Genomic DNA, 8,427 nt, shown 5'->3' with positions numbered 1-8,427 from the left:
GGCCGAGGCGACCGAAAGGCCGCCTCGGCCTCATTGCCGTCCCGCTTCCGATGGCGGGCCAGCCGGTGCGCCTGCCCTGTCAGTCCAGAAGCGCCCGAGCATGCGACTGCGCGCGGTCGGCCACCCGCTCGGCAAGTCGCGCGGGCAGGCCACTGCCCAGTGACCGGACGGCCGGGGTGGCGGCGACCTTGGCGAACGCGTCGGGAACCCGCGCGACGAGACGGCTCACCCGGTCGAGCACACCCTCCGGGTCCAGACCGCTCGCGACGGCGAAGCGGCGCCAGTGACGGCCACGGATGAACTCGGCGCGGTACTCACCACCGATCTTCATGGCCAACCGGAGCTTCGCCGGAGAGACGTCGTCGTACGGGAGCACGCTCGCCACGTCATAGAGCGGCGCGAGACGCACCTGGCTGCCCGCGAGCAGAACCGCGTAGTTCTTGGCGTGCGCATCGGTGCCCGCGATGATCCAGTTGAAGGCCAGCGCGTCGACGAACCGATTCAGGTGGTCAGCGGCCAGCGCGCTCGGCTGCACGTTTCGCCGCAGCAGGTCGATGACCAGCTCGGGACTGGGGCCTCCTTCGCTCTGGTACTTCACCATCGGCGCGATCCCCGCCGCCTGGCACATGTCCTCCTGGTGGATACGAATGACCTGGCCCTGGCTGGTCTGCCTACGGTCGTAGCGGGTCACCACGATGACCCGCTCAGCACCGAAGGAAACGACCTCAGTCCGTGCGGCCGGCAGGCCGGCGAGGCCAGCAGCCGAAAGGCACAGATGCTCGTTGAGATCGTGATCGTCCAGGCCGGCGATGGCAGGTTTGAGAATGTGCGTGGTGGGCGTGGCGCCCGACGGATCTCCCCATCGGCCGGTTCGCTCGTCAAAGTGCAGCGCGGTCTTGGCCTGCGTCCCGGCCAGGCTGAACTGGCCCGCGCTGTGCACATGCCACGCGGTCGGATCGGCGCGCAGGATTCGAAGCCGGTCTTCGATCTCCCCGTCCTCAAGCCAGGTGACCGAGCCCTCGCCGGCGAGCAGGGCATCGACCCGTTCAGGCCGAACAAACTGTGCGCCGCCCGCGCAGTCCTCGCCGACGTACCGCAGGAGGGCTAGAGGGTTCCGCAACGAGACCTGGTACTCCCTGGCCCACCTTTCAAGGACCCGCTCACTGTCGGGAAGAAGGCCCCAGCTGAAGGCCCGCACCGGCCCATCGCCGTAGGTCGCGCGCGTGACCGGCATCGACAGTGACAACGGCGTCGCGGCCCGGTCGGCCAGCTGGGCGTCGTCGTAGCCGAAGCGGAAGGTGCCTGCGTCGTCCAGGTGCGCCTCGCCGACCCGGCGTCCACCGAGAAGCACCACGAGACGGCGTTCATCAGCCATCAGCGGGGCCGTCCAGACGGTCTGGGCCCGCCGGTGCACGCACGTGCGCAGGCTAGCCGATGTGCACGTTCGCGCACGGCGGCCGGGCTGCGCACGTACGTGCGCATGGCTGGTTCAGCGGTTTCGGGCGCGGCGCGGGTCGAGGCGGCGTAGCAGCAGGGCCGTCACGATCAGGGCGACGAACCCGATGATCAGCAGGCCGACGAGGTCGCCGGCATAGGCCGACGCGGTGTGTTTCCACAGCGGGTCGACCTTGACGGCCGGGTTCGCGTCGGTGCCGGACAGCTGGATCGTGTTGAGGTCGGACGTCGACGCCGCCGCGGCGTAGCCCCACCGGCCGGGGAACAGCCAGGACAGCTGCTCCAGGCCCTTCGCGCCGGGCAGCACCAGCAGTGCCCCGGTGAAGACCAGCTGCGAGATCGTCAGCACGACCAGCGGCGGCATGGTCTTGTCCGCGTTGTCCACCACCGCCGAGACGATCAGGCCCACCATCGTCGAGACGACCGCCGTGAGGCCCACGGCGATGAGCATCTCCGCCCACGCGGCGTGCTTGAACACCGCGCCCTCCGGTGGGAAACGGGTGACCAGCGCGATGGCCGTCAGCAGGGCGCCCTGCAGCCCGGTGATCAGCGTCAGGACGACGACCTTGGAGCCGAGGTACGCGGTGGTCGACAGGCCGATCGACCGTTCTCGGCGGTAGATCTCCCGTTCCTTGACCAGCTCGCGGACCGCGTTGGACATGCCCATGAAGCAGGCCATCAGGATCAGCACGAGCAGCGCCCGTGGCGCGTCCAGGTTCGGTTTGCCGTCGCTCGGGAGCCCGAACTTGGCGGATGTCTTGATCGTCCACGGGATCGCCCCGAGCACGATCGGGTAGGCGATGAGCAGCCGCAGGTAGGACTTGTCGGAGGCGATCACCTTCATATATCGCCGGGACAGCGTGACGAGCTGCGACAGCACCGACTGCTGGCGGATGCTCGGCAGTGCCTGGACCTCGCGGCGCGCGATCGGCACGACCGCCGAGCCCCGCATGTACAGGTCCGAGGACCGGAACCGGTTCGCGAGTGCCTTCGCGCCCTTGTTCGTCTGCAGGACGCGGAAGGCGTCGGCCCAGTCGGCCTCGTCGAAGAACTCCAGCGCGTGCTGCGGCGGGCCGAAGTAGGCGACGTGGCCGCCCTTGGCCAGCACGAGCAGGTAGTCGCAGAGGTTCAGCTGGGCGACGCTGTGGGTGACGACGACGACCGTCCGGCCGCCGTCGGCGAGGCGGCGCAGCGTCTCCATGACCTCCTTGTCCAGGCCCGGGTCCAGGCCGGAGGTCGGCTCGTCGAGGAAGAGCAGCGTCGGCTGGGTGAGCAGCTCCAGGGCGACGCTCGTGCGCTTGCGCTGGCCACCCGACAGCTTGGCGACCTGGCGGTCGGCGAGGTCACCGCCGCTCGTCGCGGACGCTTCGTCGTCGTCCAGGAATCGCAGCTGCGTCGCCCCAGCGGCGCCGAGCCCGGCTGGCGCGCCCGAGCCCCGGTTCGTGAGGCTGAGCTCGGCGAGCACCTCGTCGATCCGCCGGCGGCGTTCGTCGCTGGTCGTGTCCGCGGGGAACCGCAGCTTGGCGCCGTAGTCGAGCGCCTGGCGGACGGTCAGCGAGGTGTGCAGGATGTCGTCCTGCGGCACGTAGCCGATCCGGCGGCGCAGCTCGTCGTACTCGGTGTAGAGGTCACGGCCGGCGTAGCTCACCGTGCCGACGTTCGCCGGGCGGAAGCCCGTCAGCGCACCCAGCAGAGTCGACTTGCCCGCGCCACTCGGGCCGATCACCCCCAGCAGGGACCGGGCCGGGAGCTTGAACGTCAGGTCGTGCAGCAGGCGGTTGCCGTCGCGGTCGACCGAGACGCCGTCGACCGCGAACTCGACGTCGCCGGTCTCGATGTGCTCGGTGAGGTGCTGCTCGGCCACGTAGAACATGTGGTGGCCGATCGCGATCACGTCGCCGAGGCTGAGGACCGCCCGGTCGACGCGCTGGCCGTTGACGAACGTCCCGTTCGCCGAGCCGAGGTCGACGATCTGGGCGCCGCCGCGGCCGACCAGCAGCTCCGCGTGTTCCCGGGACGCCAGCAGGTCGTTGACCACGACGTCGTTGGAAAGGCCACGGCCGATCGACATCCGGCCCATCCGCAGCGGGTGCGTGCGGCCCGGTCCGTCACGGTCGTCCGCGTCGTCCCAGTCGGCCGGCGGCAGGATCGGGCCCACCTGCTGGCCGTCGGGGAAGAGCGTTGGCCGTTCGGACCAGGGATCGTCCGCCACCGGCCGCTGAGCCTGGCGGGGAGCTCGCGACGGAGCGGCAGGTGCGGCGGCTACCCTCGGCGGCACAGCGGCCCGCGCTGGCGGGTTGCCCGCCCGCGCGGCGGGAGCGGCCGCGGTCCCGTCCGCCGACCTCGTCGGGGCCGCGGGCATCAGGCGCGGCGGGTTCTCGACCACCGCCGGCCGTGGCGGGGGCCCGGCCGCCCCGGCCCCCCCCCCCCCCGGGGGGGGGCGCGCGGGGGGGGCGGGCCCCCGCCCCGGGCGGGCGGGGGCGCGCCCCGGCCCCCCGGGACCGCGCCGCGCGCGGTGGGCGCGGCGCGCAGATCGGTCGGGGCGGTCGGCGCGGACGCCAGGGTGACCACGACCTCCGGTCCGTCCACCGCGCCGAGCTGGAAGCGGCACTCCTCGCCGATGCGTATCCGGTGCACCCGCCGGCCGGTCACCCACGTCCCGTTCGTGCTGATGTCGACGGCGGCCCAGCCATCCGGCGCCGGCTCCAGCAGCAGGTGGCGGCGCGACACCTTGGTGTTCGCGACCACCAGGTCGCAGGCGGCCGCGCGGCCCACGACGAACGGCCGGTCGGGCGGCACCGAGACGACCTGGTCGCCGACGCTGATCGTCAGTCCCTCGGCCATGGCGTTATGACGCCGCGGACGGGGCAACCGGGAGCACGCCCGGCACCACCACTGACCAGCCCGCGGCGGGCACGCCAGGCCCGTTCACGCCCCCGAACTGACACCGGCCACCGGGCCAGCTTTTCGCATGCGGCATTGCCGTCCCCCCTCGGAACACCGACCCTGGGACCGTCGGTCGCTCCCATGATCGCGTGACAGGGCCGCGAAGACCCTTCATTTCCAGGTTTTCCTCGATCTGTCACACATGCGACAGGCAGGGCGCGACAACGACGCCGCAGACGGAAATGATCATGAAGTGATACTGCCATGTCGTTTTTCCGCGAGACCTGGGCGGTGTCGGCGAGCAGGCTGGTCCCATGTACCAGGACGTTGAGAGGTGCGTGCGAGCCGTCCAGGCGAAGGACGAGCGGTTCGACGGCTGGTTTTTCACGGCGGTGCTCACCACCGGGATCTACTGCCGGCCCAGCTGCCCGGCGACGCCGCCCAAGCCCGAGAACATGCGGTTCTACCCCAGCGCGGCGGCGGCCCAGCAGGCCGGCTTCCGGGCCTGCAAGCGGTGCCGCCCGGGTGCCGTGCCCGGCTCACCGCAGTGGAACGAACGTGCCGACCTGGTCGGCCGGGCGATGCGGCTGATCGCCGACGGCCTGGTCGACCGCGAGGGTGTGCCGGGGCTCGCCGCCCGGCTCGGCTACAGCGTGCGCCAGCTCGAACGGCAGCTGTTCGCCGAGCTCGGGGCCGGGCCACTCGCGCTCACCCGCGCGCAGCGGGCGCAGACGGCCCGGCTGCTCATCGAGACCACCGCGCTGCCGATGGCCGACCTGGCGTACGCGGCCGGCTTCGCCAGCGTGCGCACGTTCAACGACACCGTCCGGGAGGTCTTCGCCCTCACGCCCAGCGAGCTTCGGGCCCGGGCGAGGACCACGGTGGACCCGAGGACCCAGGGCACCCTCGTGCTGCGACTGCCGTTCCGGCGCCCGCTCTGCCCGGACAACCTGTTCGGGCACCTGGCGGCCACCGCGGTGCCGGGTGTCGAGGAGTGGCGTGACGGCGCCTACCGCAGGACCCTGCGGCTGCCGCGCGGGCACGGCATCGTGGCGCTGCGGCCCACCCCGGACCACATCGAGTGCCGGCTGACGCTGTCCGACCTGCGCGACCTGACCACCGCGATCAGCCGCTGCCGCTGGCTGCTCGACCTGGACGCCGACCCGGTCGCCGTCGACGCCCAGCTCGGCGCCGACGAGGCGCTGGCCCCGCTGGTCGCCAAGAGCCCGGGCCGGCGGGTGCCACGCACCACGGACCCGCCCGAGTTCGCGCTGCGGGCGGTGCTCGGCCAGCAGGTCTCGACGGCGGCGGCCCGGACGCACGCCGCCCGGCTGGTCGCCGCCCACGGGGAGCCGGTCGAGGACCGGGAGGGCGGGCTCACCCACCTCTTCCCGACGCCGGAGGCGCTGGCCGAGCTGGACCCGGAGGCGCTGGCGATGCCGCGGTCGCGGCGGGCGACGGTGAGCGCGCTGATCGCCGCGCTCGCCTCGGGCGACCTGGAGCTCGACGTCGGCGGCGACTGGGAGCAGGCCAGGGCCCGGCTCGCGGCACTGCCGGGGGTCGGCCCGTGGACGGTCGAGTCGGTCGCGATGCGGGCCCTCGGCGACCCGGACGCGTTCGTGGCCACGGACCTCGGGGTGCGACGGGCGGCCGAGGGCCTCGGCCTGCCGGCCCGGCCGGCGGCGTTGACGGCCTGGGCCGCTGCCTGGCGGCCGTGGCGGGCGTACGCCGTCCAGTACCTGTGGTCCACCAGCGACCACCCGATCAACCGAATTCCGACGACAAGGACGGGCGATGTCTTCTAAGCAGCCCCACGTGACCCACACCGTGATCGACAGCCCGATCGGCGACCTCACGCTGGTCGCCGTCGACGGCGCCCTGGCCGGCCTCTACATGGAGCAACATCGGCACCGGCCGGCCGAGGAACGGTTCGGCGACCGTGACGCGGAACCGTTCGGCACGGTCATCGCCCAGCTGCGCGCCTACTTCGACGGCGCGCTGACTGCCTTCGACCTGCCACTCGCACCCAGGGGAACGCCGTTCCAGCAGACCGTCTGGGCCGCGCTTCGCGAGATCCCCTACGGCCAGACCATGAGCTACGGCCAGCTGGCCGAGCGCGTCGGCCGGCCCACCGCGGCCCGCGCCGTCGGCCTCGCCAACGGCCGCAACCCGATCAGCATCATCGTGCCCTGCCACCGGGTGGTCGGCTCCACCGGCGACCTCACCGGCTACGGCGGCGGCCTCGACCGCAAGCGCCACCTGCTCGCCCTGGAGGCGGCCCGGACCGCGCCGACCCTCACCTTCGCGGGCGGGTGAGCCCTCGGCTCCTACCTCCTGGTCGCGGGCCCAGGCCCGTCCCGATCAGGAGGTAGGAGTCAGGTCAGCTGATGTAGCGCTTGCGCAGCAGGTTCTTGGCGACCTTGCCCATGTCGGTGCGGGGCAGGACGTCGACGAACTCGATCTGCTCGGGGAGCTTGAACTTCGCGAGGCCGCCCGCCAACGCATGAGCCACCAGGTCTTCCAGGGTGACGGGAGCGGCCCCTGGGGCGAGCCGGACGACCGCGCAGCAGCGTTCACCGGTCCGTTCGTCGGGCAGCCCGATGACGGCCACCTCGGCGACCGAGGGATGGGTCGCCAGGATGTCCTCGACCTCGGGAGCCGCGATGTTCTCCGCGTTACGGATGATCACATCCTTGCGGCGGCCGGTGATGCGGACGTGGCCGCGCGGGCCGACGACGCCGAGGTCGCCGGTCCGGAAGAACCCGTCGGCGTCGAAGAGCTCGGCGATCTCGGCGGCGGGAACGCCCAGGTAGCCGGAGAACAGCTGCGGGCCGCGCAGCAGCAGCTCCCCCTCCACCCCCGGCGGGCACGGTGTGCCGTCGACGGCGACCACTCGGATCTCGACGTCCGGGGTCGCTCGCCCCTCGGTGGCGGTGAGCTCGTCGTCGGTGTCGTCGAGCCGGGCGTGGGTCGCGAGCGGGAACTCGGTCATCCCCCAGCTGGACAGCACCCCTCGGCCGCCGAGCTCGCGGGCGATCGCGGCGTGCAGGCCGGGTGGCTTGGGGGCGCCGCCGCTGTACGCGGCCCGCAGCTTCGGGTAGAGCACGGCGCCGGGGTCGTTCACCCGGTCCGCGGCCTGCGCGGCGAGGTAGGCGTTGAGGAACGGCGCCGCCGAGCCGAGCATCGTGGCCCCGGCCGCGGCCATCAGCCGCGGGGTGACCTCGGGGTCGAAGCTGTCGAGCAGCAGCAGGCGCAGGCCGGACAGCAGCGAGGCGGCGAGCATCACCGCACCGCCGATGTGCGCCAGGGGGAACGCGATCGGGTACAGGTCCGCCGGCGTCGGCGCGGCCCCGGTGACGTTGCCGCGGGCCGCCACGGCCACCGAATGGTCGGTGTGCAGCACGCCCTTGGGGTCGGCCGTCGTGCCGGAGGTGGTGTAGATCCAGCGCGTCTCGCCCGGGCCGGCGGCTGGCGCCGGTGGCGGCAGCGGCTCGCCCGCGTCGGCCGTCGGCAGCGCCAGCCGGCCCTCGGCCGCCGCCGCGCGGTGGTCGACGAGCAGCAGCTCGCCCACCCCGCCCCGCTCGGCGATGAGCGCGGACATCAGCGCGCCGTGGTCGAAGCCGCGCCAGCTCGGCACGGTGACGAACACCGAGGTCCCGGCCTTGGCCGTGATCGAGCCGACCTCGCGCTCGCGCAGGGTCTGGATGATCGGGTTCTGGGTCGCCCCGAGGCGGGCCAGCGCCATCATCAGCACGACCGACTCCAGCGTCGTCGGCAGCTGCCAGCTGACCACCGTGCCGACGCCGATCCCGCGGCCGGCCAGCGCCAACGCGGTCCGTTCGGCGGCCGCCTTGAACTGGGCCGCGGTGAGGGCGCGGCCCAGGCCGTCGGCGAACAGCTCGGTGTCGGGCGTCAGGGCGGCGCGCCGCTCGACCAGCTCCCAGAACGTCTCGGGGACCGACAGGTCCACGCCGACGGGCCGGGCGTCGAGGTCGGGGACGCTGTTCTGGACGGTGCCGCTCATCTGCCGGCTCGCTTCCGGGTGACGGGACGATCGGTGGCCGGCGGGCGTCGTGGGACGCCCGC

Annotated in this window: 6 protein-coding genes; 2 read left to right on the top strand and 4 right to left on the bottom strand. The window is 72.9% G+C overall.

All coding sequences use genetic code 11. The features are described 5' to 3' along the window. Positions 1-79: 79 nt before the first annotated feature. The 3 genes from I6A60_RS40070 to I6A60_RS40060 form a co-directional block, all read right to left on the bottom strand. Positions 80-1,375, bottom strand: a complete 1,296-nt coding sequence (locus tag I6A60_RS40070; RefSeq protein ID WP_203023720.1) for a type II toxin-antitoxin system HipA family toxin — start codon at positions 1,373-1,375, stop codon at positions 80-82. Between the two features lie 114 nt (positions 1,376-1,489). Further along, positions 1,490-3,667 (bottom strand): ATP-binding cassette domain-containing protein, encoded by a 2,178-nt coding sequence (locus tag I6A60_RS40065; protein WP_307874116.1) that lies wholly within the window; start codon positions 3,665-3,667, stop codon positions 1,490-1,492. A 149-nt stretch (positions 3,668-3,816) separates the two neighbouring features. Next, the gene (locus I6A60_RS40060) at positions 3,817-4,299 is read right to left on the bottom strand and encodes an FHA domain-containing protein (protein ID WP_203055870.1); all 483 of its coding nucleotides are present in this window, start codon (positions 4,297-4,299) and stop codon (positions 3,817-3,819) included. 356 nt (positions 4,300-4,655) lie between these two features. On the opposite strand from I6A60_RS40060, the gene I6A60_RS40055 reads away from it, so the two are divergent. Next, positions 4,656-6,146, top strand: a complete 1,491-nt coding sequence (locus I6A60_RS40055; RefSeq protein ID WP_203023723.1) for an AlkA N-terminal domain-containing protein — start codon at positions 4,656-4,658, stop codon at positions 6,144-6,146. Continuing rightward, positions 6,136-6,657, top strand: coding sequence for a methylated-DNA--[protein]-cysteine S-methyltransferase (locus I6A60_RS40050; RefSeq protein WP_203023724.1), 522 nt, complete (start codon positions 6,136-6,138; stop codon positions 6,655-6,657). Before I6A60_RS40055 ends, I6A60_RS40050 begins: the two co-directional genes overlap by 11 nt. Positions 6,658-6,721: 64 nt before the next feature. Here the strand turns inward: I6A60_RS40050 and I6A60_RS40045 are convergent, their stop codons facing one another. Continuing rightward, on the bottom strand, positions 6,722-8,365 hold the full coding sequence (locus I6A60_RS40045) for a class I adenylate-forming enzyme family protein (RefSeq protein WP_203023725.1): 1,644 nt from the start codon (positions 8,363-8,365) through the stop codon (positions 6,722-6,724). Positions 8,366-8,427: the final 62 nt, after the last annotated feature.

Source organism: Frankia sp. AgB1.9 (assembly GCF_016786355.1).
Lineage (GTDB): Bacteria > Actinomycetota > Actinomycetes > Frankiales > Frankiaceae > Pseudofrankia.
The sequence above is the reverse complement of the archived record's forward strand: the minus strand, read 5'-3'. Positions and strand labels throughout refer to the sequence as shown.